The organism is Nocardioides sp. NBC_00163 (assembly GCF_045206295.1).
Lineage (GTDB): Bacteria > Actinomycetota > Actinomycetes > Propionibacteriales > Nocardioidaceae > Nocardioides.
This window is the reverse complement of record NZ_CP108155.1, coordinates 2,293,643-2,318,154: the sequence shown is the minus strand read 5'-3', so window position 1 is coordinate 2,318,154 and position 24,512 is coordinate 2,293,643. Positions and strand designations below refer to the sequence as shown.

At 68.9% G+C, this 24,512-nt stretch carries 25 protein-coding genes; 5 read left to right on the top strand and 20 right to left on the bottom strand.

Going from position 1 to position 24,512, the window contains the following annotated elements; translation table 11 throughout:
- Positions 1 to 64: 64 nt before the first annotated feature.
- The 14 genes from OG801_RS11165 to typA all read right to left on the bottom strand — a co-directional run bounded on the left by OG801_RS11165 (position 65) and on the right by typA (position 13,537).
- On the bottom strand, positions 65 to 547 hold the full coding sequence (locus OG801_RS11165; protein WP_406035760.1) for a MarR family winged helix-turn-helix transcriptional regulator: 483 nt from the start codon (positions 545 to 547) through the stop codon (positions 65 to 67).
- A gap of 36 nt (positions 548 to 583) precedes the next feature.
- Positions 584 to 1,135, bottom strand: coding sequence for a hypothetical protein (locus OG801_RS11160; RefSeq protein WP_406026908.1), 552 nt, complete (start codon positions 1,133 to 1,135; stop codon positions 584 to 586).
- 37 nt (positions 1,136 to 1,172) lie between these two features.
- Positions 1,173 to 1,520 (bottom strand): DUF4333 domain-containing protein, encoded by a 348-nt coding sequence (locus OG801_RS11155; protein ID WP_406035759.1) that lies wholly within the window; start codon positions 1,518 to 1,520, stop codon positions 1,173 to 1,175.
- Positions 1,521 to 1,633: 113 nt separating this feature from the next.
- Entirely contained in the window at positions 1,634 to 2,533 is a 900-nt protein-coding gene (gene thpD / locus OG801_RS11150) for an ectoine hydroxylase (protein WP_406035758.1), read from the bottom strand.
- Positions 2,530 to 2,940 (bottom strand): ectoine synthase, encoded by a 411-nt coding sequence (locus OG801_RS11145; RefSeq protein ID WP_406035757.1) that lies wholly within the window; start codon positions 2,938 to 2,940, stop codon positions 2,530 to 2,532. The genes thpD and OG801_RS11145 overlap by 4 nt, the downstream gene beginning before the upstream one ends.
- Positions 2,941 to 2,966: 26 nt before the next feature.
- On the bottom strand, positions 2,967 to 4,250 hold the full coding sequence (gene ectB, locus OG801_RS11140; protein WP_406035756.1) for a diaminobutyrate--2-oxoglutarate transaminase: 1,284 nt from the start codon (positions 4,248 to 4,250) through the stop codon (positions 2,967 to 2,969).
- Between the two features lie 116 nt (positions 4,251 to 4,366).
- Positions 4,367 to 4,867: a diaminobutyrate acetyltransferase gene (gene ectA, locus OG801_RS11135; protein ID WP_406035755.1), complete on the bottom strand. Its 501-nt coding sequence runs from the start codon at positions 4,865 to 4,867 to the stop codon at positions 4,367 to 4,369.
- Positions 4,868 to 4,980: 113 nt separating this feature from the next.
- Positions 4,981 to 5,985 carry a LacI family DNA-binding transcriptional regulator gene (locus OG801_RS11130; protein ID WP_406035754.1) on the bottom strand — a complete coding sequence of 335 codons (1,005 nt, stop codon included), beginning with the start codon at positions 5,983 to 5,985 and terminating at the stop codon, positions 4,981 to 4,983.
- 13 nt (positions 5,986 to 5,998) lie between these two features.
- The gene (locus OG801_RS11125; protein ID WP_406035753.1) at positions 5,999 to 7,462 is read right to left on the bottom strand and encodes a GH1 family beta-glucosidase; all 1,464 of its coding nucleotides are present in this window, start codon (positions 7,460 to 7,462) and stop codon (positions 5,999 to 6,001) included.
- Complete coding sequence (locus OG801_RS11120; protein ID WP_355020900.1) at positions 7,459 to 8,289, bottom strand: carbohydrate ABC transporter permease; 831 nt, start codon at positions 8,287 to 8,289, stop codon at positions 7,459 to 7,461. Before OG801_RS11120 ends, OG801_RS11125 begins: the two co-directional genes overlap by 4 nt.
- The gene (locus OG801_RS11115; protein WP_355020901.1) at positions 8,286 to 9,278 is read right to left on the bottom strand and encodes a sugar ABC transporter permease; all 993 of its coding nucleotides are present in this window, start codon (positions 9,276 to 9,278) and stop codon (positions 8,286 to 8,288) included. Before OG801_RS11115 ends, OG801_RS11120 begins: the two co-directional genes overlap by 4 nt.
- A gap of 3 nt (positions 9,279 to 9,281) precedes the next feature.
- Entirely contained in the window at positions 9,282 to 10,574 is a 1,293-nt protein-coding gene (locus tag OG801_RS11110; protein ID WP_406035752.1) for an ABC transporter substrate-binding protein, read from the bottom strand.
- A 160-nt stretch (positions 10,575 to 10,734) separates the two neighbouring features.
- On the bottom strand, positions 10,735 to 11,568 hold the full coding sequence (locus tag OG801_RS11105) for a ketose-bisphosphate aldolase (RefSeq protein ID WP_406035751.1): 834 nt from the start codon (positions 11,566 to 11,568) through the stop codon (positions 10,735 to 10,737).
- Positions 11,569 to 11,644: 76 nt separating this feature from the next.
- A complete protein-coding gene (typA, locus tag OG801_RS11100) occupies positions 11,645 to 13,537 on the bottom strand; it encodes a translational GTPase TypA (protein ID WP_355020904.1) in 1,893 nt (630 codons plus the stop codon).
- 99 nt (positions 13,538 to 13,636) lie between these two features.
- Here typA and OG801_RS11095 point away from each other — a divergent pair, with 99 nt between their 5' ends.
- Positions 13,637 to 14,932, top strand: a complete 1,296-nt coding sequence (locus OG801_RS11095; protein ID WP_406035750.1) for a M4 family metallopeptidase — start codon at positions 13,637 to 13,639, stop codon at positions 14,930 to 14,932.
- On the opposite strand, the gene OG801_RS11090 is transcribed toward OG801_RS11095, so the two are convergent.
- Both OG801_RS11090 and OG801_RS11085 read right to left on the bottom strand, forming a co-directional pair.
- On the bottom strand, positions 14,929 to 15,618 hold the full coding sequence (locus OG801_RS11090; RefSeq protein WP_406035749.1) for an aspartate/glutamate racemase family protein: 690 nt from the start codon (positions 15,616 to 15,618) through the stop codon (positions 14,929 to 14,931). The two genes, OG801_RS11095 and OG801_RS11090, sit on opposite strands and share 4 nt — an antisense overlap.
- Before the next feature lie 70 nt (positions 15,619 to 15,688).
- On the bottom strand, positions 15,689 to 16,432 hold the full coding sequence (locus OG801_RS11085) for an SDR family NAD(P)-dependent oxidoreductase (RefSeq protein ID WP_355020907.1): 744 nt from the start codon (positions 16,430 to 16,432) through the stop codon (positions 15,689 to 15,691).
- Positions 16,433 to 16,578: 146 nt separating this feature from the next.
- Here OG801_RS11085 and mshA point away from each other — a divergent pair, with 146 nt between their 5' ends.
- Positions 16,579 to 17,835 carry a D-inositol-3-phosphate glycosyltransferase gene (gene mshA / locus OG801_RS11080; RefSeq protein WP_355020908.1) on the top strand — a complete coding sequence of 419 codons (1,257 nt, stop codon included), beginning with the start codon at positions 16,579 to 16,581 and terminating at the stop codon, positions 17,833 to 17,835.
- On the top strand, positions 17,832 to 18,359 hold the full coding sequence (locus tag OG801_RS11075) for a YbjN domain-containing protein (protein WP_355020909.1): 528 nt from the start codon (positions 17,832 to 17,834) through the stop codon (positions 18,357 to 18,359). Before mshA ends, OG801_RS11075 begins: the two co-directional genes overlap by 4 nt.
- On the opposite strand, the gene OG801_RS11070 is transcribed toward OG801_RS11075, so the two are convergent.
- Both OG801_RS11070 and OG801_RS11065 read right to left on the bottom strand, forming a co-directional pair.
- Complete coding sequence (locus OG801_RS11070) at positions 18,356 to 19,258, bottom strand: DMT family transporter (protein ID WP_355020910.1); 903 nt, start codon at positions 19,256 to 19,258, stop codon at positions 18,356 to 18,358. The genes OG801_RS11075 and OG801_RS11070 overlap by 4 nt on opposite strands.
- A gap of 201 nt (positions 19,259 to 19,459) precedes the next feature.
- Positions 19,460 to 20,443: a GlxA family transcriptional regulator gene (locus OG801_RS11065; protein WP_406035748.1), complete on the bottom strand. Its 984-nt coding sequence runs from the start codon at positions 20,441 to 20,443 to the stop codon at positions 19,460 to 19,462.
- Positions 20,444 to 20,514: 71 nt separating this feature from the next.
- Here OG801_RS11065 and OG801_RS11060 point away from each other — a divergent pair, with 71 nt between their 5' ends.
- Positions 20,515 to 21,852, top strand: coding sequence for an MFS transporter (locus OG801_RS11060; protein WP_406035747.1), 1,338 nt, complete (start codon positions 20,515 to 20,517; stop codon positions 21,850 to 21,852).
- A 34-nt stretch (positions 21,853 to 21,886) separates the two neighbouring features.
- Here the strand turns inward: OG801_RS11060 and OG801_RS11055 are convergent, their stop codons facing one another.
- Together OG801_RS11055 and OG801_RS11050 are read right to left on the bottom strand one after the other, a co-directional pair.
- A complete protein-coding gene (locus OG801_RS11055) occupies positions 21,887 to 22,564 on the bottom strand; it encodes a response regulator transcription factor (protein ID WP_008360778.1) in 678 nt (225 codons plus the stop codon).
- Positions 22,561 to 23,718, bottom strand: coding sequence for an ATP-binding protein (locus OG801_RS11050; protein ID WP_355020913.1), 1,158 nt, complete (start codon positions 23,716 to 23,718; stop codon positions 22,561 to 22,563). The genes OG801_RS11055 and OG801_RS11050 overlap by 4 nt, the downstream gene beginning before the upstream one ends.
- Before the next feature lie 120 nt (positions 23,719 to 23,838).
- On the opposite strand from OG801_RS11050, the gene phoU reads away from it, so the two are divergent.
- A complete protein-coding gene (gene phoU, locus OG801_RS11045; RefSeq protein ID WP_355020914.1) occupies positions 23,839 to 24,489 on the top strand; it encodes a phosphate signaling complex protein PhoU in 651 nt (216 codons plus the stop codon).
- Positions 24,490 to 24,512: the final 23 nt, after the last annotated feature.

Sequence of the window (24,512 nt, the reverse complement as noted above, 5' to 3'; positions counted from 1 at the left end):
GACGTCCAAGTAATTCCAGCATAGGTCGTCCCTCGCGTACTTGCCAGTACGCGACGTCGGCGTCTCAGCCGACGGCGTCCCCCGAGGCCGCGCGGAGCTGAGTGAGCAGCGCGGTCAGACCGGGTACGTCCTCGATGTCAGGCTTCTCGAAGACCTCGCTGTTGAGCGAGATGGTGGCCGCCTCGACCGCCTCGCGGCCCGCGTCGGAGATGGCGGCGAGGACCACGCGCCCGTCGTCGGCGGAGCGGCTGCGGCGTACGAAGCCCTGCTTCTCCAGGCGAGCGACGGCGCTGGTCACCGAGGCGGGGTGGACCTGGAGGCGGGAGCCGAGCTTGGCCATGGGGAGCTGGCCGTCCTGGGTGAAGGAGAGGAGGCGGAGCACCTCGTAGCGGGCGAAGGAGAGGTCGTGGGGGCGCAGCGCGGCGTCGACGCGCTCCATCACGAGCTGGTGCACGCGCACGAGCGAGGTCACCAGCGCCATCCCGTCGGCGGCATCGGCCCAGCCGTGCGCGATCCACTGCCGTTTCGCCTCGCCGATCGGATCCATGCGGGCCAGCATCACACAGATGGCTTTACGAACTGATTACGACGGCGCGCCGAACGTCCCGAGCAGGTTGAGAATCACCGCGACGCCGATGACGGTCGCGATCACCGAAAGCGTCACGACCAGGCCGACCGCGACGGAGAAGCCCGCCCCCTCGTGCCGCGCGCCGCGCTGCTGCAGCGCGTAGAGCCGGGCGACGCTGGTGATCAGCGTGCGCCCCTCCTCGGCGTCGAAACGGTACTGGTCCGTGTCGGGGACCGCCTCGGGGTCGTGCACGGTCCACACGCCCTGGTCGGTCTGCTCGTCATCGGCCTCGATGCGGCGTACGCCGGTCCTCTGCGTGTGGGGCACGTCGCCGAACCAGACGAGGCTGCGGGTGTCCTCGATGATCGCGTACGAGCTCCGGGTCGGCATCGAGACGTGGTAGGTGAAGACCCAGTGCAGCTTGGCGGCCAGCAGCGTGGAGTGCCAGCGTTCGTCGGCCAGGTCGAGCTCCACGTCGAAACCGCGCGCCGTCTCGGTCGCCTTGTAGGGAGTTCCGTCGCACACGCGCGCGACATGTTCGAAGAAGGGCCTCGCATGAGGGGACACGATTCAACAGGCTATCTGCTCAGAGGACTCTGTGGGCTCACTCCGTGGCGTTGGGCGGCACGTCGATCTGGAAGTGGACCCGGCCGCCGTCGACGTCGTCGACGGTGATGATCGCGTCGTACTTCTCGCCCTCGGAGGTGAGGACGCAGGTCATCTCCGTGCCGACCTTGCCCTCGAGATCACCGGGGCAGTCGAGGCCCTCGGGGGTGACGCCGATGGCGTTGGTGAGCTGCTCGGTCGCGATCCGCTCGACCGTCTTCTCCTGCACGTAGTCCTTGCTCGAGCCGCCGCAGGCCGTCAGAGACAGGCCCAGGAACAGGCCCAGCGGCAGCACGAGCAGTGCCGCGCCGGTCGTGGCGCCCGAGAAGGCGCGGATGCGTGTCATGCGCTCAGCCTAGGGGTAGGCAAAGATCAGACAGACGTACGCCGCACCAGCGCGCGCCCAACGACGCCGAAGGCCGCCGACCCCGAAGGGCCGGCGGCCGGGCGGTGGGGCGGTCAGCCCACCGGGGTGAAGTCGCGTGCCCCGATGAACGTGGGCCGTGGCTTCGGGGCCGAGAACGGCTCGACCGCGGTGTTCTCCACGCTGTTGAACACCAGGAAGACGTTCGAGCGCGGGTACGGCGTGATGTTCCCGTTGGAGCCGTGCATGCAGTTGCAGTCGAACATGATCGCGCTGCCGGCGGCGCCGGCGAGTACGTCGATCCCGTAGGCGTCGGCCATCTTCGTGATGGTCTCCTGGTCCGGGGTTCCGGCGCCCTGCATCACCAGCGAGGACTTGTAGTTGTCCTCAGGGGTGGCGCCACCACACGAGACGTACGTCCTGTGCGTGCCGGGCATGATCATCAGCGGCCCGTTGAAGGAGTGGTTGTCGGTCAGCGAGATGGAGATGCTGGCGGTCCGCATCCGGGGCAGGCCGTCCTCGGCGTGCCAGGTCTCGAAGTCGGAGTGCCAGTAGAAGTCACCGCCCCCGAAGCCGGGTTTGAAGTTGATCCGGCTCTGGTGGATGTAGACGTCCGAGCCCAGGACCTGCCGGGCCCGGCCGACCACGCGCGGGTCGGCCGCCAGCCGGGCGATGAGGTCGCTGCTCTGGTGCACCTCGAAGATCGAGCGCACCTCCTGCGAGGCGGGTTCGATGATGGTGCGCTCGTCGGCCCGGGTCTCGGGGTCGTTGCTGAGGCGGTGCAGCTCGGCGCGCAGCTCCGCGACCTCCTCGGGCGTGATGAGGTCGGGGACGGTCAGGTAGCCGCGCTCGTCGTAGGAGTCGAGCGTCTGCTGGTCCATCGGCCCGTCGGCCGCGGTGCCCCAGACGACCTTGTCCTGGCGGGGGAGCGTGCTGAAGCACTCCTCGAGACGGGTGGGGTACACGTCGTCGACGTGTTCGATTGCAGCGGTCATGCAGTTACCTCCTCGGTCAGGAGTGGGTAGACGCCGTTCTCGTCGTGCACCTCGCGGCCGGTGACCGGCGGGTTGAAGGTGCAGATCAGACGCAGGTCGGTCTTGGCGGTGACGGTGTGCCTGTCGTTCTTGTCGAGCAGGTAGCACATCCCGTCGCGGATCTCGTACGTCTCTCCGGTCTCCCGGTCGAGGAGCTCGCCCTCACCGCCGACGCAGTAGACGCACTCGATGTGGTTGGCGTACCAGAACTCGTTCGTCGTCCCGGCGGGGATGTTGGTCTCGTGGAAGGAGAAGCCGACGCCCTCGCGGGCCAGCACGATCCGGCGGCTGCGCCAGGTGCCGTGCTCGGACTCGACGCGTACGTCTCGGTCGGTCTCGGCGAGGTCTTCCAGATAGGTGACGCGCATGTTCTCTCGTTTCGGGTCGGGGGAGGTCAGGCGGGGACACCGTCACCGAGGACGGACGCGGTGGCCTCCTCGAGGACGGCGAGACCGCGAGCGAGCTCCGCAGGGGTGATGGTCAGCGGGGGCATCGTCTTGAGCACCTCGTCCTCGGGCCCGGAGGTCTCGACCAGCAGGCCCCGCTCGTACGCCGCCGCCGCGATCTTCCCGGCCGCGCTGGCATCCGGGAAGGCGATGCCGGTCAGGAGGCCGCGACCGCGGACGGCCGCACCCTCGTACCGCTCGGCGATCTTCGTCAGCCCCGCGTGCAGGTCCGCGGCCCTCGCTTGGACCTCCTTCTGGAAGGAGTCATCTGCCCAGTACCGCTCCAGCGCCGCCCGGCCGGTGACGAAGGCGAGGTTGTGACCGCGGAAGGTGCCGTTGTGCTCACCGGGCTCGAACTGGTCCAGCTCGGGCCGGATCAGGGTCAGCGCCATCGGTAGGCCGAAGCCGGAGATCGACTTCGACAGGCAGACGATGTCGGGGGAGAACCCGGCCTCCTCGAAGCTGAAGAAGGTGCCGGTACGCCCGCAGCCGGCCTGCACGTCGTCGACGATCAGGATGATGTCGTACTCGCGGCACAGGTCCGAGAGCGCCTTGAGCCACTCCAGGCGGGCGGCGTTGAGGCCGCCCTCGCCCTGGACGGACTCCACGATGATCGCGGCCGGCTTGTCGACGCCGGAGCCGCTGTCCTGGAGCACCCGCTCCAGCCACATGAAGTCGTCGACGGCACCGTTGAAGTAGTCGTCGTACGGGATCTTCGAGCTGTTTGTCAGTGGGATGCCTGCGCCCTTGCGCTTCATCGAGTTGCCGGTCACGGCCAGCGAGCCGAGCGTCATCCCGTGGAACGCGTTGGTGAACGAGAGCACGTGCTGGCGTCCGGTCACCTTGCGGGCCAGCTTGAGAGCTGCCTCGACGGAGTTGGTCCCGGTCGGACCGGGGAACATCACCTTGTAGTCGAGGTTGCGCGGTTCGAGGATCAGGTCCGAGAAGGCCTGCAGGAAGTCCCGCTTCGCGCTGGTGTGCATGTCCAGCGAGTGCAGGATGCGGCCCTCGCGCAGGTAGTCGAGCAGCGGGTCCAGCAGCGCGGGGTTGTTGTGCCCGTAGTTGAGCGCGCCGGCGCCGGCGAAGAAGTCCAGGAACTCACGTCCGTCCTCGCTGGTGAGGGTGGAGCCCTGGGAGTGGGTCATCACAGCTGGCCAGCTGCGGCAGTAGCTGCGGACCTGAGACTCCAGGGAGTCGAAGATCGCGGTGGCGGGTTCGGTGGTCGTCGTCATGGACATGAAACCTCCGTGTGTCGTCGATCCCGGTACGCGGGCGCGCACAACGCCCGGCGTACCGGGGTGCGGTTCGGTCGGATCGTGCGGACAGATCGTTCGGGCGGAACCTTCGGTCAGAACGGGCCGATGCGGAACAGCAGCTCCGCGTCGTGCCCGTCGGGGAACATCGCGGCCTCGAAGAGCGGCGTGCGCTCGATCGGGGCGTTGCGTGCGTTCGCGAACGAGGTGAACAGTGCGATCGAGGCGCTGTTGTCCGCCGTGATGGTCGTCTCCAGGTGGCGTACGCCCTGGTCGACGGCCAGGCGGTCGACGAGCTCGTCGAGCATGCGGCGGGCCAGACCCTGGCCGCGGTGCCGTTCGTCGACGGCGACCTGCCAGATCATCAGGGTCTCCGGCTCGTCCGGACGCCGGTAGCCGGTGACGAATCCTCCTGGATCGTCATCGACGGTCGCGATGACCGAGGTCGCCGCGAAGTCGCGCGCCCACAGCAGGTAGGCGTACGAGGTGTTGACATCGAGTACCCGAGAATCCCGTGCCATCCGCCACAGATGCTGACCGTCCTCGAGGTCCGGTGAGCGGAAGTCGACTCGGGTAGCCGACTCCGGGCGGGGCACGCTGCCAGTCGAATTGCGATGTGGCATCGCGTCAGGACGCTAACAGCCTTGCGGCAGGCACGCCCGGGTCGCGTCCGCACTCCGATATGCGGGCGGACGGGTGGCGCGTCAGATCACGCAGACGTACGCCGCACCAGCTCGGGCGCGAAGACGACGCGCCGCGGGATGGTGGTGGTGCCGTCGAGCTGGGCGAGGAGGAGCCGGGCGGCCTCCTCGGCCATGTCGCCTATCGGGTTCTTGACCGTCGTGAGCGGGGGAGTGGTGCGCTCGGCGATGCCGAGGTCGTCGTAGCCGACGACCGCGATGTCGTCGGGGACGCGGCGGCCGGCTCGGCCGAGGGTGCGGAGCGCACCCGCGGCCATCAGGTCGGAGGCGACCATGAGGCCGTCGATGTCCGGATGGCTGCCCAGCAGGATCTCGCAGGCGGCCTCGCCGCCGTCCTCGGTGAAGTCGCCCTCGACGACCGCGTCGGCGGCGAGCCCGGCAGCGTCCAGGGCGGCCCGCCAGCCGGCGACCCGGTCGGCGCCCGCGCTCATGTCGGCCGGGCCGGTGATGGTGCCGATCCGGCGGCAGCCGCGGTCGATGAGCACCTGGGTGACCTCCCGGGCGCCGGCGAAGTTGTCGGTGTCGGCGTAGGAGACCCGGTAGGCCCCGGTCCACGGGCGGCCCACGAAGGCCGCCGGCAGACCGAGGTCGGCGACGTGGTCGGCGAGCAGGTCGCTGCGGTGCGAGGAGACGACGATGGCGCCGTCGATGTGACCACCACGCAGGTAGCGCAGCATCCGGTCCTCCTCCTCGCCCGGCCGCGCGATCAGGAGGACCACCTGCAGGTCGCGGGAGGAGAGGGCCCGGGTGACGATGCGCAGCGTACGGGCGAAGAACGGGTCGGCGAAGACCCGCTCGTCGGCCTCGGGGATGACCATGGCGACCGAGTCGGTACGCCGGGTCACCAGCGATCGCGCCGCCGGGTTGGGGGTGTAGCCGAGGGTGGCGACGGCCACGGCGACGGCCTCGGCGGCCTTCGCGGAGACGCGCGAGCCACCGTTGATCGCGCGCGACGCGGTCGCCCGGCTGACACCAGCCAGCCGGGCGACATCGTCGAGTGTTGCCGAGCTCATGCGCGCAGCGACATCAGCGTGCCGGCACTCGGTTGTGGGCGGCGACATCGGCGAACCAGAGTCCGCTGTCCTTCGGCGTACGCACCTGGGTCTCGAAGTCCACGTGCACGATCCCGAACCGGTGTGCGTAGCCGTAGCTCCACTCGAAGTTGTCGAGCATCGACCAGGCGAAGTAGCCGCGTACGTCCGCACCCTGCTCCATCGCATCGAGGGTCGCGCGCAGGTGCGTGTCGATGTAGTCGAGGCGGGCGGTGTCGTGCACGGCGCCATCCTCCACGACATCATCGTAGTAGGCCCCGTTCTCGGTGATGTAGATGGGCGGGGCACCGTACTCACCGCTGAGCCGGGTCAGCAGCCGGGTCAGCCAGACCGGGTCGATCTCCCAGTCACGGGCGGTCGTGGCGCGGCCCGTGCGCGGAGTGACGAACTCGGCGCCGGGGTAGGGGTTACTCCGCGGCAGGTCGGAGTGCACGAGCCGACTGCCCAGCACCTGGTCGGGGTCGATCTCGAACGGCTCCGCCGCGATGGCGTTGCCGAAGTAGAAGTTGACCCCGAGCACGTCGAGCGGCGCGGAGATGACCTCCAGGTCGCCCTCGAGCACCCAGTCCTGCCACGGACGGCCCTGGAAGGTCAGGCCCTCGGTGTCCGCGGCCAGGTCGTCGGCGTACTTGCCCCGGAACAGCGGGTCGAGGAACACCCGGTTGTGCAGACCGTCGATCCGCCGGGTCATGTCGACGTCCTCGGGACGGTCGGCGTCGTAGGGGTCGACGACCGTCGGGTTGAGGGTGATGCCGAGGGACTTCCCGTTCTCCGGCGTCGCGCCGCGGCTGCGCAGCTCGTTGACCACGAGGCCGTGCCCGAGCATGAGGTGGTGGGCCGCGACGATGCCGGCCACGCCCTCCTGGCGACCCGGCGCGTGCTGGCCACCGGAGTAGCCGAGGAACGCCGAGCACCACGGCTCGTTCAGCGTCGTCCAGTTGTCGACGCGGTCGGAGAGCGCGTCGTAGACGGTCGTGGAGTACTCCACGAACCGGTAGGCGGTGTCACGGCTGGTCCAGCCGCCCTGGTCCTCCAGCGCCTGCGGCAGGTCCCAGTGGTAGAGCGTGATCCACGGCGCGATCTCGGCCTCGAGCAGCTCGTCGACGAGACGGCTGTAGAAGTCGAGCCCCGCCTGGTTGACCTTCCCGCCGTCGGGACGGATCCGCGGCCACGCCGTCGAGAACCGGTACGAAGCCAGGTTGAGGCGCTTCATCAGCGCGACGTCCTCGGGCACCCGGTGGTAGTGGTCGCAGGCCACCTCACCGGTGTCGCCGTTGAGGATCGCCCCCGGCACCTTGGTGAAGGTGTCCCAGTTGCTGGGCGTACGTCCGTCCTCGTCGATGGCTCCCTCGATCTGGTAGGAAGCCGTCGCCGCACCCCAGAGGAAGTCCTGGGGAAACGTACGCTCGGCGCGGGCGGGGTTTGTCGAGAGATTCATCCCTTGACGGCTCCTTGCATGATGCCGGACACCAGGTGGCGGCCGGTGGCGATGAACAACAGAAGTAGGGGCACGGTCGCGAGGATCGTTCCGGCCTGGACCAGCGCCATGTCGGCGTGCCCCTGTCCGGGCGCGACCTTGAGCGCGTCCAGCGCGGTCTGCAGGGTCTGTACGTCGGAGCCCTGCAGCACGATCAGCGGCCACATGAAGTCGGTCCACACCTGCATGAAGGTGAACAGGCCGAGGATCGCCATCGCGGGTCTCGCTGCCGGGATGGCGACGGTCCAGAACGTACGGATCATGGACGCGCCGTCGACGCGGGCAGCGTCGATGAGCTCGTCGGGGATCGCGTCGACGAGGTACTGCCTCATGAAGAAGACACCGAACGCGGTCACCACCCACGGCAGGATCACGGCGGCGTGGGTGCCGGTCAGGCCGAGGTTGGAGAACTGCTTGAGCATCGGCACCAGGGCCAGCTGGGTCGGCACCGCCAGGGTGGCGACGACGAAGATCATCCCCGCGTTGGAACCGCGGAAGCGGAGCTTGGCGAAGGAGTAGCCGGCCAGGGTCGAGAAGAGCACGACCGAGGCTGCCGAGATCCCGGAGATGATGATCGAGTTGAGCAGCGCCGACCAGAAGTCGATCCGGTCGAAGACGCGGGCGGCGTTCTCGAAGAAGTGCCCTCCCGGGACCAGCGGCGGAGGCGACTGGATCGCCCGGTGCCGGGTGACCGAGCCGATGACGAACGACCAGTACAGCGGGAACGCCGAGCCCAGCAGGAATGCCGCGAGCAGGCCGTAAACGAGGAATCCGGGACGTCTACTCATCTGAGGTTCCTCCGTTGTACGGCCCGGGTGACCAGGAAGTTGACCAGGGCGATCCCCACGATGATCAGGAACAGCACCCAGGCGGCGGCGGCCGCACGTGGATAGGGGTTGGTCGTGGTCTGGGCGGTGTTGAAGACGTACATCGTCAAGGTCGTGTACTGGAAGTCGGAGCCACCCTGGAAGCGCAGGTTGGTGTCGAAGATCCGGGGCTCGGTGAAGATCTGCAGGCCACCGATGGTCGAGGTGACGATGACGAAGATCATCGTCGGCCGGATCGAGGGCAGCGTGACGTGGAAGAACTGCTTCACCTTGGAGGCGCCGTCGATCTCGGCCGCCTCGTAGAGATCCCGCGGGATCGCCTGCATGGCGGCGAGGATGATCAGCGCGTTGTAGCCCGTCCAGCGCCAGTTGACCATGGTCGCGATCGCGGTCCAGCTCGCGAACCGGTCGGCGTGCCACGGCACCTTGTCGAAGCCGAAGCCGTCGAGCGTCTGGTTGATCAGGCCCGTGCCGTCGGCGAAGATCGCGCCGAAGATCATCGCGGACGCCGCAGGAGCGACCACGAAGGGCAGCAGGATGCTCATCCGCCACAGGGTGCGGCCCCGGAGCCGGGTGTCGAGCAGGGCGGCGAGGATCGTCGCCACCATGATCTGCGGCACCGAGGAGAGCAGGAAGATCCCGATGGTGTTCCAGAAGGCCTTGCGGAAGACCGAGTCACCGAGAACGTGGGCGTAGTTGTCCCAGCCGACCCACGGGCCGACCTCGGAGCCGTAGGCGGGCCAGGAGAAGAAGGACAGGTAGCCGGTGTAGAGCATCGGGTAGAGCCCGATGAGCAGGAACACCAGGAAGAACGGCGCGACGTACAGGTAGGGCGAGAACTTGAAGTCCCACCGGGAGAGCCGGTTACGCCACGCCTGGCGGCGGGGTGCTGCCCCGGTCGAGGGCGCTGGGGTGGCGTTCTCGACCGGGGCAGAGGTGGTGGTCGGCATGGATCAGGACATTCCTTCGACGCCCTCGACGAAGGTCGCCCACGACTTCTCGGGGTCGGTGCCCTCGTCAACACGTCGGATCGCCTGCTGGAAGAGGCCCAGGATGTCGGAGTACTTGTCACCCTTGAACGGGACACCCGCCGGCACGGCCTCCGCACGGTTGGCGAGGATCTGCGAGGTGGGGGCGTCGTTGAAGTAGGGGTCGGTGGCGTTCTCGTCGGCCAGGACCGTCTGCGCCTCCAGGTTGGCCGGGAAGTTGCCGGCCACCTTCGACGCGGCCACCTGGGACTCGGCGGTGGTCAGGTAGTTGGCGAACTCCTTGGCCTCGTCCTGGTGCTCCGACTGCGCCGGGACGGCGAGGTAGGAGCCACCCCAGTTGCCGCCGCCGCCCGGGAAGGCGTCGACGATGTCCCAGCCCTTCACCTCGGGCGCGGAGTCCTTGATGTTGGCGAACATCCAGCCGGGGCAGGGGATGGTGGCGAAGCCGTCGTTGGTGAAGTTGGCCGTCCAGTCCTCGCCCCACTGCTCGACCTTCGTCGACTGGGTGGGGGCGTACTGCGAGACCGTGTCATAGACCTCCCGGAGCTCCGGGTTGTCCACCTCGATCGTCTGGTCCTTGGTCTGGAAGGGGTACTCGACCTGGTTGAGCATCGCCTGGGCGATCGCGCCGCTGGAGTCGTACCAGGCCGTGTTCGGCATCTTCTTCTTGAACTGCTCGCCGGTGGCGAAGTAGGTGTCCCAGTCCGCGAAGAGCTCCTTCACGGACTCGCGGTCGCTCGGGAGGCCGGCCTTCTTGAAGAGGTCGGCGCGGTAGCAGAACGCCTCGGGGCCGGCGTCGGTCGGATAGCCGATCTGCTTGCCGTCGGCGGTCTGGCCCTCGAGGTACTTCGACTCCATCCAGCGGCTGTCGAGCTCCTCGTCGGTGAGGTCGACGAACTGCTCGGAGGCGCCCTCGGCGACGAGCGCGGGCATCATGTCGCCCTCGATGCCGACGATGTCGGTGAGACCCTCGCCCGACTGCAGGCCGGTGGTGAGGCTCTGCTTCCAGGTGTCCCACTCGGCAACGACGGTCTGCTTGACCTTGAAGGGGCGCTCAGGGTCGGCGTTCCACTGCTCGATGAGGTCGCCGTAGCCGAACTCGCTGAAGGTCGTGATGGTCAGGGTGTCGTCCTTGCCGAGCTTGGCCTGCTCGCCGGTGTCGTCGCTGCCGCCGCAGGCCCCGACGAGGCCAGCGACGAGAGTGGCGACCGCGCCGGCGGCTAGGCCGCGGCGCCAGGACTTGGAGATCTTGGACACGGGGTGCTCCTGCACGTCTGTGTGGGGAGTGAGAGCGCTTCCACTCTCGGGACTACCGAGAGTGTGAGTGTGCTCACACCGCTCTGTCAAGTAGCCCGCTGGTAACGATTTCGCGTGTGTGGGAGCGCTTCCACCAAACTGGGGAAACCGGAGGCGTCGCTCAGCCCGAGATGACGGTGAGCAGCCGGGCGGTCTCGGCGGCCATCGCGTCGCGGCCGGCACTGAGGTAGCGGCGCTGGTCGACCAGGGCCGGGTCGGCTTCGAGGGTCTCGCGGACCGCGGCCGTGAAGGCCTTGTTGAGCTGGGTGGCGACGTTGATCTTCGTCATCCCGGCGGCGATGGCGGTTCGGAGCCCGTCGTCGCTCACGCCGGAGGAGCCGTGCAGGACCAGCGGGACGTCGACGGCGCGGCGGATTGCTGCGATCAGCGCCTCATCCAGGGCCGCGTCGCGGGTGGTCATCTTGTGGCTCGAGCCGACCGCGACGGCGAGGGCGTCGACGCCGGTGCTGGCGACGAACGCGGCCGCCTCGGCCGGGTCGGTGCGTACGCCCTGAGCGTGGACCCCGTTCTTGCCGCCGACCTCGCCGAGTTCGGCCTCGAGGTGGGCGCCGCGGTCGTGGCAGCGGCGGGCGACGGCGGCGGTACGGGTGAGGTTGTCCTCGTAAGGGAGCTGGGAGGCGTCGTACATCACCGACGAGAAGCCGAGGTCGACCGCGATCCCGACCAGGCGCTCGTCGGTCGCGTGGTCCAGGTGGAGCGAGATCGGCATCGTCGAGCCGGACGCGACCGCGATCGCGGCATGGGCCAGGGGAGCCAGGCCGCCGTGGTAGCGCACCGCGTTCTCGCTGATCTGCACGATGACCGGCCGGTTCGCGGACTCGGCTCCGGTGGCGATCGCCTCGACGGTCTCCAGATTGATCGCGTTGAAGGCGGCGACGCCGCGGCCTTCCGCATAGGCCGAGCCGATCAGCGAGGCGGTGGTCGTGAGGGTCATGGTCGAAGTGTCGCAGGCAGCCGACGACGAGAACGGCCGCCGACCCACGAGGGTCGGCGGCCGTCACGAAAGCCGGTCAGGACTTGTTGGCCTTGCGCGCCCGGCTCGCGATCTTGCCGCGGTCGTTCTGGTCGAGGACGACCTTGCGGATGCGGACCATGTCGGGGGTGACCTCGACGCACTCGTCCTCGCGGCAGAACTCCAGGCACTGCTCGAGCGAGAGCTTCTTCGGCGGGATGAGCTTCTCGAAGTTGTCGGAGGTGGCGGAGCGGACGTTGGTCTGCTGCTTCTCCTTGGTGATGTTGACGTCCATGTCGTCCTGGCGGGAGTTCTCGCCGACGATCATGCCCTCGTAGACCTCGGTGGTCGGCTCGACGAACATGACACCGCGCTCCTGCAGCGAGGTCATGGCGTAAGCCGTGGCCGCGCCGGACCGGTCGGCGACGAGCGAGCCGTTGTTGCGCGAGCGGATCTCCCCGGCCCAGCGGTCGTAGCCCTCGGAGATGTGGTGGGCGATGCCGGTGCCGCGGGTCTCGGTGAGGAACTCGGTGCGGAAGCCGATCAGGCCACGCGCCGGCACGATGAACTCCATGCGGACCCAGCCGGTGCCGTGGTTGGTCATGCCCTCCATGCGGCCCTTGCGGTTGGCGAGCAGCTCGGTGATCGTGCCGAGGAACTCCTCCGGGGCGTCGATCGTCAGGCGCTCGAACGGCTCGTGGACCTTGCCGTCGACCTCCCTGGTGACCACCTGCGGCTTGCCGACGGTCAGCTCGTAGCCCTCGCGTCGCATCTGCTCGACCAGGATCGCCAGCGCCAGCTCGCCGCGGCCCTGGACCTCCCAGGCGTCGGGACGCTCGGTGTTGAGGATCTTCAGCGACACGTTGCCGATGAGTTCGGAGTCGAGGCGGTCCTTGACCAGACGCGCGGTGACCTTCGAACCCTTGACCTTGCCGACCAGCGGCGAGGTGTTGGTGCCGATGGTCATCGAGATCGCCGGCTCGTCGACGTGGATGAGCGGCAGCGCGACCGGGTTCTCCGGGTCGGCGAGCGTCTCGCCGATGGTGATCTCCGGGATGCCGGCGATGGCGACGATGTCACCGGGGCCGGCGACATCGCCGGGCTTGCGCTCGAGGCCCTCGGTGATGAGCAGCTCGGTGATGCGTACGTTCTTGACCTCGCCGTCACGGCGCATCCAGGCAACGTTCTGGCCCTTCTTCAGGGTGCCCTGGTGGATGCGGACCAGCGCGAGGCGGCCGAGGAACGGGCTCGCGTCGAGGTTGGTGACGTGGGCCTGGAGGGGCGCGCCCTCGACGTACGTCGGAGCCGGGATGGTGTCCATGATCGTCTGGAACAGCGGCTCCAGGTCCTTGGAGTCGGGCAGCTCGCCGTTGCCGGGCTGCTCGAGCGACGCGACGCCGGCCTTGCCCGAGGCGTAGATCACCGGGAAGTCGAGCGCGTCCTGGCTGTGGGAGTCGTCGAGCAGGTCCATGAAGAGCTCGTACGTCTCGTCGACGACCTCCTCGATGCGCGCGTCGGGGCGGTCGACCTTGTTGACCACCAGCACGACCGGCATGTCGGCGTTGAGCGCCTTGCGCAGCACGAACCGGGTCTGGGGGAGCGGGCCCTCGGAGGCGTCCACCAGCAGCACGATCCCGTCGACCATCGACAGGCCGCGCTCGACCTCACCACCGAAGTCGGCGTGGCCGGGGGTGTCGATGATGTTGATCGTCATCCCCTCGGGCGCGCTCGGCCCGGAGTAGTGGATGGCGGTGTTCTTCGCGAGGATGGTGATGCCCTTCTCGCGCTCGAGCTCACCGGAGTCCATGACCCGGTCGGCGACCGATTCGGCCTCGTGCTCGGTGAAGGTGCCTGCCTGACGCAGCATGGCGTCGACCAGCGTGGTCTTGCCGTGGTCGACGTGCGCAACGATGGCGACGTTGCGGAGATTGGCCTTGAGGATCTCGGACATGTGCGAAGCGGCTCGATTTCTGGCGCGGGACGGGACGTCTGATCTTATCCGCCGTGACCTGCTTGACCCGCATCCGGAGATGACGGTTGGCTGAGGCCCATGACTTCTCGGAAACACGTCTGCCAGATCGTGCCCCCGTATCTCATGCAGCGGCTCAACGCCGGTCGCCTCGACCAGGACAACGCGTTTCGAGTCGCCCGCGCCGAGCACCTGACCAGGGTTCTCGCCCAGATCCCCGCCCCCGAAGCCGGCGAGGCCACCGCCGAGGCCGGGGACTGGACGGTCTACACCGCGAACAACGGCACCGACCTGCCCGGGGAGAAGATCCGCGCCGCGGGGGACCCGGAGTCGGGCGACGAGAGCGTCGACGAGGCGGCGACCGGCATCACCGGCTCGCTGGCGCTCTTCGAGGAGGTCTACGGCCGCGACTCCTACGACGGCCAGGGCATCGAGGTCGTGATGACGGTCCACTACGACCGCGACTACGCCAACGCCTTCTGGGACGGCACCCAGCTGGTCTTCGGCGACGGCGACGGCGAGATCTTCCAGCGGTTCACCAAGGCCGTCGACGTGATCGGCCACGAGCTCTCCCACGCGGTCACCGAGCACACCGCCGGGCTCGTCTATCAGGGCCAGCCCGGCGCGCTCAACGAGTCGATGTCGGACGTGTTCGGCTCCTGCCTCAAGCAGCGTCTCCTCGGCCAGAGCGCCGACGACGCCGACTGGATCATCGGCGAGGGCCTCTTCACCGAGACGGTCCACGGCGTCGGACTGCGGCACATGCTCGAGCCCGGGACCGCCTACGACGACCCGACCCTGGGCAAGGACCCGCAGCCGGCCCACATGGACGACATCTACGACGGCACCGACGACAACGGTGGCGTCCACATCAACTCCGGCATCCCCAACCGCGCCTTCGCCCTCGCCGCCAAGGCGATCGGCGGCAACTCCTGGGACGGTGCCGGCAAGATCTGGTACGCCGCGCTGACCAACGGCGCCGTCACCACCGACACCGACTTCGCCGGGTTCGCCGCAGCCACCATCGCCGAGGCCGGCGACCAGGCCGAGGCGGTCACCACCGCGTGGTCCGAGGTCGGTGTCACCCCGGCGTCCGGGACGCCCGCGCCCGACGGCGAGGCGCCGACCGTGGTGAAGGTGCGCCGCAGCGGCGGGTTCCTGGGACGTACCAAGGAGGGGGTCGCGGAGCTCGCCCCGTCGGCCGCCCACGTGACCGCCCTGCGCAACCTGGTCGCCGGCGGGGCCGCTCCTTCGAAACCGAAGGGCGCCGACCGCTACATCTACGAGTTCGAGGTCGACGGCCGGACCGTCGTCGTGCACGAGGGCGACATGAGCCCTGAGCTGCGCGCCGTCGCCAACGAGCTGCTCGAGAGTTAGGGGAGGGCGCGGTCGAGCGCGGCCTCGACGTGCACGGTGATGGCGTCGAGGATCGGTACGTCGACGTCGCTAGGCCGCACCAGGAGGCTGAGCTCGGAGGCGCCGAGGATGACGCCGTCGGCACCCGCGTCCCACAGCTCGTGGACGACCTCGAGGACCCGCTTGCGCGAGCCGGACACGACGTTCCGGTGGATCAGCTCCTCGTAGATGATCGAGTCGAGCATCTCCACGTGGAGGGTGTCGGGCAGGTTCACGTCGACGCCATGGTCGGAGATGCGCTGGGCGAAGAAGTCGTTCTCCACGGTGTAGCGGGAGGCGAGGAAGCCGGCCTTGGTGATGCCGAGCTCCTTGGCCTTCGCGGCGAGCTCATCGGCCAGGTGCAGCACGGGTACGTCGACGGCGGCCGCCACCTCGTCGTAGACCTTGTGGAAGGTGGTGGTGCACAGCAGGATGAAGTCGGCGCCGCCGGCCACCACGCTGCGGGCCGCGGCGATCAGGATCTCGGCGACCTGGTCCCAGGACTCCTTCTCCTGCAGTGCCGTCAGCTCGGCCAGGTCGACGGAGGCCAGCACGATCTTGGCGGAGTGGAGACCGCCCAGCCGCTCCTGGACACCCTTGTTGAGTCCCTCGTAGTAAGCGGCGGTGCTTTCCCAGCTCATGCCGCCGATGAGTCCGATCGTCTGCACGTCATCGAGTGTGACACCGTCGGAGGCTGCGTATGGAATCCTCGGCGCCCCTGACCAGGGCAGATATCGGTCAGCCCTCTCGGTGCACCTTGTGCGGGGCGGCCTGGGCGCGCGGCTTGATGACCAACTCGTCGATGTTGACGTGAGCCGGACGGGTCGCCATCCACACGATGGCGTCGGCGACGTCCTCGGCCACCAGCGGCTCGGCGACGCCCTGGTAGACGGCGTCCGCCGCTGCCTGGTCGCCCCCGAGACGTACGAGCGAGAACTCCTCGGTCTGGACCATGCCCGGGGCGATCTCCATGATCCGCACCGGCTTGTCGACGATCTCCAGGCGCAGCGCCTCGGTGACCGCGCGGGTGCCGAACTTGGCCGCGTTGTAGCCCGCGCCGCCCTCGTAGGCGCGCCGGCCGGCGATCGAGCCGACGTTGATGACCGCGCCCGCTCCCGAGGCGACCAGCGCAGGCAGCAGCGCCTTGGTCACGCGGGTCAGGCCGATCACGTTGACCTCGAACATCGCCTGCCACTTGGTCAGGTCGGCCTCGGCCACCTTGTCCACACCGAAGGCGCCGCCGGCGTTGTTGACCAGCAGGTCGAGACGGTCGCCGACCGCCTCGACGAGCGCGGCGACGGAGTCGTCGGAGGTGACGTCGGTCGCGATCGCGGTGCCGCCGATCTCCTCGGCCAGTGCTTCGATCCGGTCGGCCCGGCGAGCGGCGAGGAAGACGTGGTAGCCCTCCTTGGCGAGCTGGCGGGCGGTGGCCGCGCCGATCCCGCTCGAGGCGCCGGTGACGACAGCATTCTTGGACGACATGGAGTCATTCTCTCGTCGCTCGCTCGACTTTGCCCACCGGGTCCCACGATCGAAGACGATTCACGCGGGTTCACGCGGCCGGGAATGATGAGCGGGATCCGCGTGTTGAGAGACGGGACCACAGGCATATACACAAAGGGGCAGGAATGATCCACCGCGTAGCGATGGTCAGTCTGCACACCTCTCCGCTCGACCAGCCCGGCACCGGTGACGCCGGCGGCATGAACGTCTACGTGCTCGAGCTCTCCCGGCGGCTGGCCACCCAGGGCATCGCGGTCGACATCTTCACGCGCGCGACGTCCTCGCGCCTGCCGCAGGTCGTGGAGGCGTACGACGGGGTCGCTGTCCACCACGTCCACGCCGGTCCGTTCGAGGGGCTGGCCAAGGGTGACCTTCCGGGGCAGCTGTGCACGTTCGCGCGTGAGGTGCTCCGCGCGGAGGCGTCCAACCCGCCGGGCTACTTCGACGCCGTGCACTCCCACTACTGGCTCTCGGGTCAGGTCGGGGCGCTCTCCCGCGACCGCTGGGGCGTGCCGCTGGTCCACTCGATGCACACGATGGCGAAGGTCAAGAACGAGGCGCTCGCCGAGGGCGACTGTCCCGAGCCCGAGGCCCGCGTGATCGGGGAGGAGCAGGTCGTCGGCGCGGCCGACATGCTGATCGCCAACACCGACCTCGAGGCCAAGCAGCTGATCAACATGTACGACGCGGAGCCAGGTCGTGTCGCCGTCGTGCATCCTGGCGTCGACCTGCGGGTCTTCCGTCCGCGTGGGCGGGCTGCGGCGCGTGCCGCGCTCGGGCTCCCGGCCCGGGCTCACGTGCTCCTCTTCGCCGGTCGCATCCAGCCGCTCAAAGCTCCCGACGTACTCCTGCGGGCGGCCGCGGTCATGCTCGCGCGTGACCCGTCGCTGCGCCGCAACCTCGTCGTACCGATCGTCGGCGGTCCCTCCGGCTCCGGTCTGGAGCACCCGACCGTGCTGGTCGATCTCGCCGCTGAGCTGGGGATATCCGACGTGGTCCGGTTCGTCCCGCCGGTACGCCAGGACCAGCTCGCGCTCTGGTACTCCGCCGCCTCCGTCGTCGCCGTCCCCTCCTACAACGAGTCGTTCGGCCTGGTCGCCGTCGAGGCCCAGGCCTGTGGCACGCCCGTCGTCGCCGCCGCGGTCGGCGGCCTGACCACCGCCGTGCGCCACGGCCGCAGCGGTCTCCTGGTCGACGGGCACGACCCGGCGCAGTGGGCCGACGCGCTCACCAACGCCATCGCCTCCCACTCGCGCTGGTCCGCCCTGGCCGACGGAGCCCGCGAACACGCCCAGGACTTCTCCTGGGATCTCACCGCACGCAATACGCTCGAGGTCTATGAAGAGGCCAAGATGCTGATGCGTGAGGAGCTGACGGCATGACCGTAGATGCGCGGACCGACCACGAAGAGGTCGTACGCGGCTGGCTGAAGTCCAACGACCTGACCTGGGACGAGACGTCCCAGCCGGGTGGCGAGGTGGTCTTCTCGTTCTCGCTCCCGGGTGAGCGCAAGCTGCAGACGCCGGTCCGGCTCGACCTGGGGCAGCACGCCCTCGGCGTCCATGCCTTCGTCTGTCGCCGTCCCGACGAGAACCACGAGACCGTCTACCGCTGGCTGCTCGAGCGCAACCTGCGGCTCTACGGGGTCTCGTTCGGTCTGGACCGGCTCGGCGACATCTACCTCGACGGCCGACTGCCGCTCGCGATGGTCGAACCGGGCGAGCTCGACCGGCTGCTCGGCTCGGTCTTGACGTACGCGGACGAGTCCTTCAACACCATCCTCGAGCTCGGCTTCGCCTCCTCGATCCGCAAGGAGTGGGAGTGGCGCAAGCTGCGCGGCGAGTCGACCGCCAATCTCGAGGCGTTCCGGGGCTGGCTGGAGCGTGAGGAAGACCCGAAGGACTAGCGCGGCTGGCGCCGGGTGATCAGCACACCCGCGATGCACATCGCCCCACCGATGAAGGCGAGCGCCGGCGGCACCTCGTCGAGCACCAGCCACGCCATCAAAGCGGTGATGAACGGCACCAGGAACGTCGACTGCGCGAACTTGCCGGCATCGGAGTGGGAAAGGGCGTAAGCCCAGGTCACGAAGGCCAGAGCGCTCGGGAAGAGGCCGAGGTAGACGATCCAGCCGATGTTGCCGACGCTGATGTCGGGGAGCGTGGTGGCCAGCTCGAACGACCAGGGCAGGCAGATGACGAGCCCGGCGATGGCGTACCAGAACGTCAGCAGCAGCGCGCTCATCGTCGGCAGCAGCTTCTTCTGGGTGAGGACACCGACCGCGAAGGTGAGTGCCGCGACGACCGAGAGGGCGACGCCGATCCAGTCGCCGGTGTCACCGTTGGCCGAGGCGCGGCCGATGACGACGACGCCTGCGAAACCGACGCCGGTGCCGATCAGGATCCACTTGTGGATCGTCTCCTTGAGCACGAGGCCCGCCAGCAGGGCCACCACGATCGGGCCGACCTGCACGATCAGCGCCGCCGTCGCCGCGTCGATCCGACGCTCGGACTCGTTGAGCGCCAGGTTGTAGATCCCCAGCCACGACGCACCGCCCAGCGCGATCAGCGGCCATTCCTTCCGGGTCGGTAGCCGGAACCCGCCCTTCAGCGCGAGGTAAGCGCCGAGCGCCGCCACCATCACCACGAGCCGGCCCAGCGACAGGCTTCCCGGAGGGACGGTGTCGCCCAGGTGACGGATCCCCACGAACGCCGATGCCCACAGGACCAGCGTGATCCCGCAAGCAACGAGTGGCTTCCAGATCGGCGTGGTCTCAGCGGGCGCGGGGCTAATCGTCGTCGTCACGATAAAAGGGTAAAGACCCGCGCCCTGGCGCGCGAGCGGATAACAGCCATCGATGTTCGACATCCCGCCATCTAGCCCCAGCCGAGGCGTCACTGGCGTCGGCCGAGGCGTCAGCCGCGTCGGCCGAGAGGCCACGGCGCTGCCCGTTCGACCGACCGGAGCGACGCCTCGGGCGACCGGGGTGACGCCTCGGCTGGGGGGTCAGCCGCGGAAGGTGCGGCGGTACGCGGTGGGGGTGATGCCGAGCGCGGTGTGGAAGTGGAGGCGGAGGGACTGGGCGGTGTTGAGGCCGCAGCGGGCGGCGACCTGCTCCATCGAGAGGTCGGTGGTCTCCAGGAGGGTGCGGGCGAGCTCGATGCGCTGGCGCTGCAGCCAGCGGCCGGGGGAGTCGCCGGTCTCGTCGCGGAAGCGCCTGGTGAAGGTGCGTACGGACATCGAGACCTGGGCCGCCATCGCCTCCAGGCTGAGCGGCTGGTCGAGGTGAGCGAGGGCCCAGGCGGTCGCGGCCGAGATGCCGGTGTCGTCGGGGGCAGGTGCGTGGTGCCGGATGAACTGCGCCTGTCCGCCGTCGCGGTGGGGAGGTACGACCGTCACGCGGGCGACGCGGTTGGCGACCGCGGCGCCGTGGTCGCTGCGTACGACATGCAGGCAGAGGTCCAGACCGGAGGCCACGCCGGCGGAGGTGAGGATGTCGCCGTCGTCGACGAAGAGTACGTCAGGGTCCAGCTTGACCTGCGGAAACAGGGCCCGGAAGTCGTCGGTGTGCGACCAGTGGGTGGTAGCCGGCCGGCCGTCCAAGAGACCTGCGGCGGCGAGCGCGAAGGCGCCGGTGCAGATCGACATGATCCGGGTCCCGGGGCGGATCAGGTCGAGCGCCTCCTTCAACGGCGCCGACAACACTCCGTCCGAGACCGTCGGGTAGTCGAGGCCGAACTTCGGGATCACCACGGTGTCCGCGTCCGCGAGCGCCTCGGGGCCGTGCGGCGCGAGGACGACCACGTCCGAGTCCGACTGCACCGGTCCGGGGCCGCCGGTGGTGCAGGTGACGACCTCGTAGAGCAGTCGGTCCTCGCTGTCGCGGGCCCTGCCGAAGATCCGGTGCGGGATGCCGATCTCGAACGGGATGAACCCGTCCTGGATCAGCACCGCGACCCGGTGCGGAGAAGGGACCCGTACGTCACCCATGGCTGGATCTTATCGATAGATGTCAATCAAGCCACTGTCCGTCCGGACACGCACCGAAGAGGATCATCACCATGCCCCAGACGACGACCCCGCCGCCTGCCGACCGCACGGCCTCGCGCCGTCCTCGGATCCACCCCGCCTGGTGGGTCGCCGCCGTCGCCTTCGTGACCATCGTCGGTGCCGCCGCCTTCACCGCGGCACCGGGCCTCCTGGTCGGTCCGCTGCACGAGGAGTTCGGCTGGTCGCGCGGCACGATCGGCGTCGGGATCACGCTGCAGCTCGCGCTCTACGGCCTGACCGCGCCGTTCGCCGCCGCACTGATGGACCGCTTCGGGATCCGTCCGGTGGTCGCCGTCGCGCTCACCATGATCACCCTCGGCTCGCTCGGCACCGTCTGGATGAGCCAGTCGTGGCAGTTCGTCCTCGGCTGGGGCGTACTCGTCGGCGGCGGCAGCGGCTGCATGGCGCTCGCCTTCGGCGCGACGATCACCACCCGCTGGTTCGACCAGCGACAGGGCCTGGTCAGCGGTCTGCTGACCGCCGGCGGCGCCTCGGGACAGCTGATCTTCCTGCCGGTGCTGGCGGTGCTGATCGGGGAGCTCGGCTGGTGGGCCGCCTCGGTGACCATCGCCCTGGTCGCCGCCGCCGTGATCCCGTTCGTGTTGCTGCTGCTCCGGGACTACCCGGCGGACATCGGTCTGGCGCCCTACGGTGCCTCGAAGATCGTGCCGCGCCCTGCGCCCGCGACCGGCGCCGCGCTACGGACCGTGCGCGTGCTCGGGATGGCGATGCGTACCAAGGCCTTCTGGCTTCTCGCCGGTGCCTTCGCGATCTGCGGGATCACCACGAACGGCCTGATCAGGACCCACTTCGTGCCCGCCGCGCACGACCACGGGATGGCCCCGGTCGCGGCCGCCTCGCTGCTCGCCGTGATCGGGATCTTCGACGTCGCCGGGACGATCTTCTCCGGCTGGCTCACCGACCGCTTCAACCCAGTGGTGCTGCTCGGCATCTACTACTCGCTGCGCGGGATCTCGCTGATCTTCCTACCGATGCTGCTCTCGTCCGAGGTGCACCTGCCGATGGTGTTCTTCATCGTCTTCTACGGCCTCGACTGGGTCGCCACCGTGCCACCCACGCTCGCGCTGTGCCGGGAGATCTGGCCCGAGGACGCCCCGATCGTCTTCGGCTGGGTCCTCGCCTCCCACCAGGTCGGAGCCGGTCTGGTCGCCTGGGTCGGCGGCGTCGTACGCGATGTCACCGGGTCCTACGACCTGGTCTGGTACGCAGCCGGCGCCCTGTGCGCCGCCGCCGCGCTGATGTCGCTCGTCATGCCGCGCGGTGCGGTCCTTCGTCAAGGTGTGCCGACCGAGGAACACATCCCCAGCGGAGCTCCGCTGGGGGAGTGAGCCTTCGGCTGCATACCTTGACGAAGGAACAGCCTCAGAGGTCGAGCTTGTAGCCCAGGCCCCGGACCGTGACCAGGAACTTCGGCTCGGACGGGTCCGGCTCGAGCTTGGCGCGCAGGCGCTTGACGTGTACGTCGAGGGTCTTGGTGTCGCCGACGTAGTCGGAGCCCCAGACGCGGTCGATGAGCTGGCCGCGGGTGAGGACGCGGCCGGGGTTGCGCAGGAACATCTCCAGGAGCTCGAACTCCTTGAGCGGCAGGCGCTGCTCGTTGCCGTCCACGGTCACGACGTGGCGCTCCACGTCCATCCGGACGGGTCCGGCCTCGAGCGTCGCCGGGGCCGCGTCGGGCTCGGTGCCTCGGCGGAGGACGGCGCGGATCCGGGCGACGAGCTCGCGCGGGGAGTAGGGCTTGGTGACGTAGTCGTCGGCGCCGAGCTCGAGGCCGACGACCTTGTCGACCTCGTCGTCCTTGGCGGTCACCATGATGACCGGGACCGACGAGGTGGCCCGGATCTGCCGGCACACCTCGGTGCCGGAGAGGCCGGGAAGCATCAGATCGAGCAGCACGATGTCTGCCCCGTTGCGGTCGAACTCCTTCAGAGCGTCGGTGCCGTCCTCGGCGACGGCGACCTCGAAGCCCTCCTTGCGGAGCATGTAGGACAGTGCCTCGCTGTAGCTGGCTTCATCTTCGACGACGAGTACCCGGGTCACGGGCGTTCCTCCTTGCTTGTGCCGGACTTCCCGGCAGTTGGTAGGTGCTGGGGCAGGGTGAGGGTGAAGGTCGAACCCTGACCCTCCTGCGACCAGACCTTGACCTCGCCACCATGCGTAGCGGCGACGTGCTTGACGATCGACAGGCCGAGCCCGGTGCCGCCGGTGGAGCGGTGGCGGGCCGGGTCGACGCGATAGAAGCGCTCGAAGATCCGGTCGATCTCCGTGGACGGGATCCCGATGCCCTGATCGACCACGGAGATCTCGACGGAGCCGTCGGTCGCGCGGGTCGAGACGGTCACGGTCGAGCCCGGTTCGGAGTAGGCGACCGCGTTGGAGACCAGGTTGGTGACCGCGGTCGAGACCTGCTCGTCGTTGCCGAAGACGTGCAGCCCGGCCGTGCCGGCGCTGACCACGTTGATGCCCTTGGCATCGGCATCGACCGTCGAGGCGTCGACAGCGGCCGCGATGACCTTGTCGACGTCGACCGCGATGGGTGCCTCCAGGGGCTCGTCGCCCTGGAGCCGGGAGAGCTCGATGATCTGCTGGACGAGCGCGGTCAGGCGCTCGGACTCGGTGATCATCCGGTTGGAGAAGCGGCGTACGGCCTCGGGGTCGTCGGAGGCCTCGGTGACCGCGTCGGCGAGCACTCGTATCGCGCCGACCGGCGTCTTGAGCTCGTGGCTGACGTTGGCGACGAAGTCGCGGCGTACGGCCTCGACTCGGCGCTCGCGGGTGCGGTCCTCAACCAGGGCGAGGGCCAGGCGGGTGCCGAGCGGAGCGACCCGGGCGGTGACGTGCCGCGAGGCGCCGTTGGCCCGGGAGATCACCAGCTCGGTCTCGCGGATCTGGCCGTCACGGCGCACACCGTGGACGAGCTCGGAGAGCTCGGGCGAGACCAGCGAGGTGCCGCGCACCAGACCCAGGGCGTACGCCGGAGCGCTGGCCTTGAGCACCGTGTCGTGCTCGTCGACGACGACCGCGCTGCTGCGCAGGACCGAGAGGACCGCGGCCACCTCGGAGGGAACCTTCGGGGGCTCGACCTCGGGGATCCGGCGGCGGGAACGTTCGCTCATCGCCCACGCAAGCACCGCCGCTCCGGCGACGACAGCGCCGAGGAGCGCAGCAAGAAAGGCCTGCGTCGTCGAGTCCACACGATCAGGGTAAGCCCATCAAACACCCAAACTTCGCCTCTGGACGTCTCCGCGCCGAACGTTCACCGTCGGTTCACTCGGGATGAAGATCAGTACATGTCGTGTGTCTAGGATCGGCCCATGCGCGCTGCTTTCCATGAGGACCTCGATGCCATCTTCACCGATCTCACCAGTGTTTGTGAGCTGGTGTCGGTGGCCGTACGCGACGCCACCACCTCTCTCCTCGAGGCCCGCAACGACCTCGCCGAGCAGGTGATCGACAAGGACGTCGAGATCGACGACGCCCGCGAGCGCATCGAGGAGAACGCCCTCGAGCTGCTCGGCCTCCAGTCGCCGGTCGCCGGCGACCTGCGCGTGGTCGTCGCCGCGCTGCGGATGATCTCCGACCTCGAGCGGATGGGCGACCTCTCCGTCCACGTCGCCAAGATCGCCCGGCTGCGTACGCCGAACAAGGCCGTGCCCGAGCTGGCCCAGCCGACCATCGCCAAGATGGCCGAGATCGCCCAGCAGATGGTCGAGCGCACCTGCGAGATCCTCCGCACCCGCGATGTCTCCGCCGCTCAGGACCTGGTCGCCGACGACGACGAGATGGACCAGCTGCGACGCAAGTCCTTCGCCGAGCTGCTGGGCCAGGACTGGACCCACGGCGTCGAGCCGGCCGTCGACGTGGCTCTCCTGGGCCGCTACTACGAGCGCATCGCCGACCACGCCGTCACGGTGGCCAACCGGGTCGTCTTCGTCGTGACCGGCGAGACCCCTACCGACTCCTGACCCGCCGAGTCGGCTCGTACTGA

Excerpts from the sequence above, each read along its gene's own strand:
- OG801_RS11165 (WP_406035760.1), bottom strand. The coding sequence starts at position 547 with ATGGATCCGATCGGCGAGGCGAAACGGCAGTGGATCGCGCACGGCTGG.
- OG801_RS11155 (WP_406035759.1), bottom strand. The coding sequence starts at position 1,520 with ATGACACGCATCCGCGCCTTCTCGGGCGCCACGACCGGCGCGGCACTG.
- thpD (WP_406035758.1), bottom strand. The coding sequence starts at position 2,533 with ATGACCGCTGCAATCGAACACGTCGACGACGTGTACCCCACCCGTCTC.
- OG801_RS11145 (WP_406035757.1), bottom strand. The coding sequence starts at position 2,940 with ATGCGCGTCACCTATCTGGAAGACCTCGCCGAGACCGACCGAGACGTA.
- ectB (WP_406035756.1), bottom strand. The coding sequence starts at position 4,250 with ATGACGACGACCACCGAACCCGCCACCGCGATCTTCGACTCCCTGGAG.
- OG801_RS11130 (WP_406035754.1), bottom strand. The coding sequence starts at position 5,985 with ATGAGCTCGGCAACACTCGACGATGTCGCCCGGCTGGCTGGTGTCAGC.
- OG801_RS11125 (WP_406035753.1), bottom strand. The coding sequence starts at position 7,462 with ATGAATCTCTCGACAAACCCCGCCCGCGCCGAGCGTACGTTTCCCCAG.
- OG801_RS11120 (WP_355020900.1), bottom strand. The coding sequence starts at position 8,289 with ATGAGTAGACGTCCCGGATTCCTCGTTTACGGCCTGCTCGCGGCATTC.
- OG801_RS11115 (WP_355020901.1), bottom strand. The coding sequence starts at position 9,278 with ATGCCGACCACCACCTCTGCCCCGGTCGAGAACGCCACCCCAGCGCCC.
- OG801_RS11105 (WP_406035751.1), bottom strand. The coding sequence starts at position 11,568 with ATGACCCTCACGACCACCGCCTCGCTGATCGGCTCGGCCTATGCGGAA.
- typA (WP_355020904.1), bottom strand. The coding sequence starts at position 13,537 with ATGTCCGAGATCCTCAAGGCCAATCTCCGCAACGTCGCCATCGTTGCG.
- OG801_RS11095 (WP_406035750.1), top strand. The coding sequence starts at position 13,637 with ATGACTTCTCGGAAACACGTCTGCCAGATCGTGCCCCCGTATCTCATG.
- OG801_RS11085 (WP_355020907.1), bottom strand. The coding sequence starts at position 16,432 with ATGTCGTCCAAGAATGCTGTCGTCACCGGCGCCTCGAGCGGGATCGGC.
- mshA (WP_355020908.1), top strand. The coding sequence starts at position 16,579 with ATGATCCACCGCGTAGCGATGGTCAGTCTGCACACCTCTCCGCTCGAC.
- OG801_RS11075 (WP_355020909.1), top strand. The coding sequence starts at position 17,832 with ATGACCGTAGATGCGCGGACCGACCACGAAGAGGTCGTACGCGGCTGG.
- OG801_RS11065 (WP_406035748.1), bottom strand. The coding sequence starts at position 20,443 with ATGGGTGACGTACGGGTCCCTTCTCCGCACCGGGTCGCGGTGCTGATC.
- OG801_RS11060 (WP_406035747.1), top strand. The coding sequence starts at position 20,515 with ATGCCCCAGACGACGACCCCGCCGCCTGCCGACCGCACGGCCTCGCGC.
- phoU (WP_355020914.1), top strand. The coding sequence starts at position 23,839 with ATGCGCGCTGCTTTCCATGAGGACCTCGATGCCATCTTCACCGATCTC.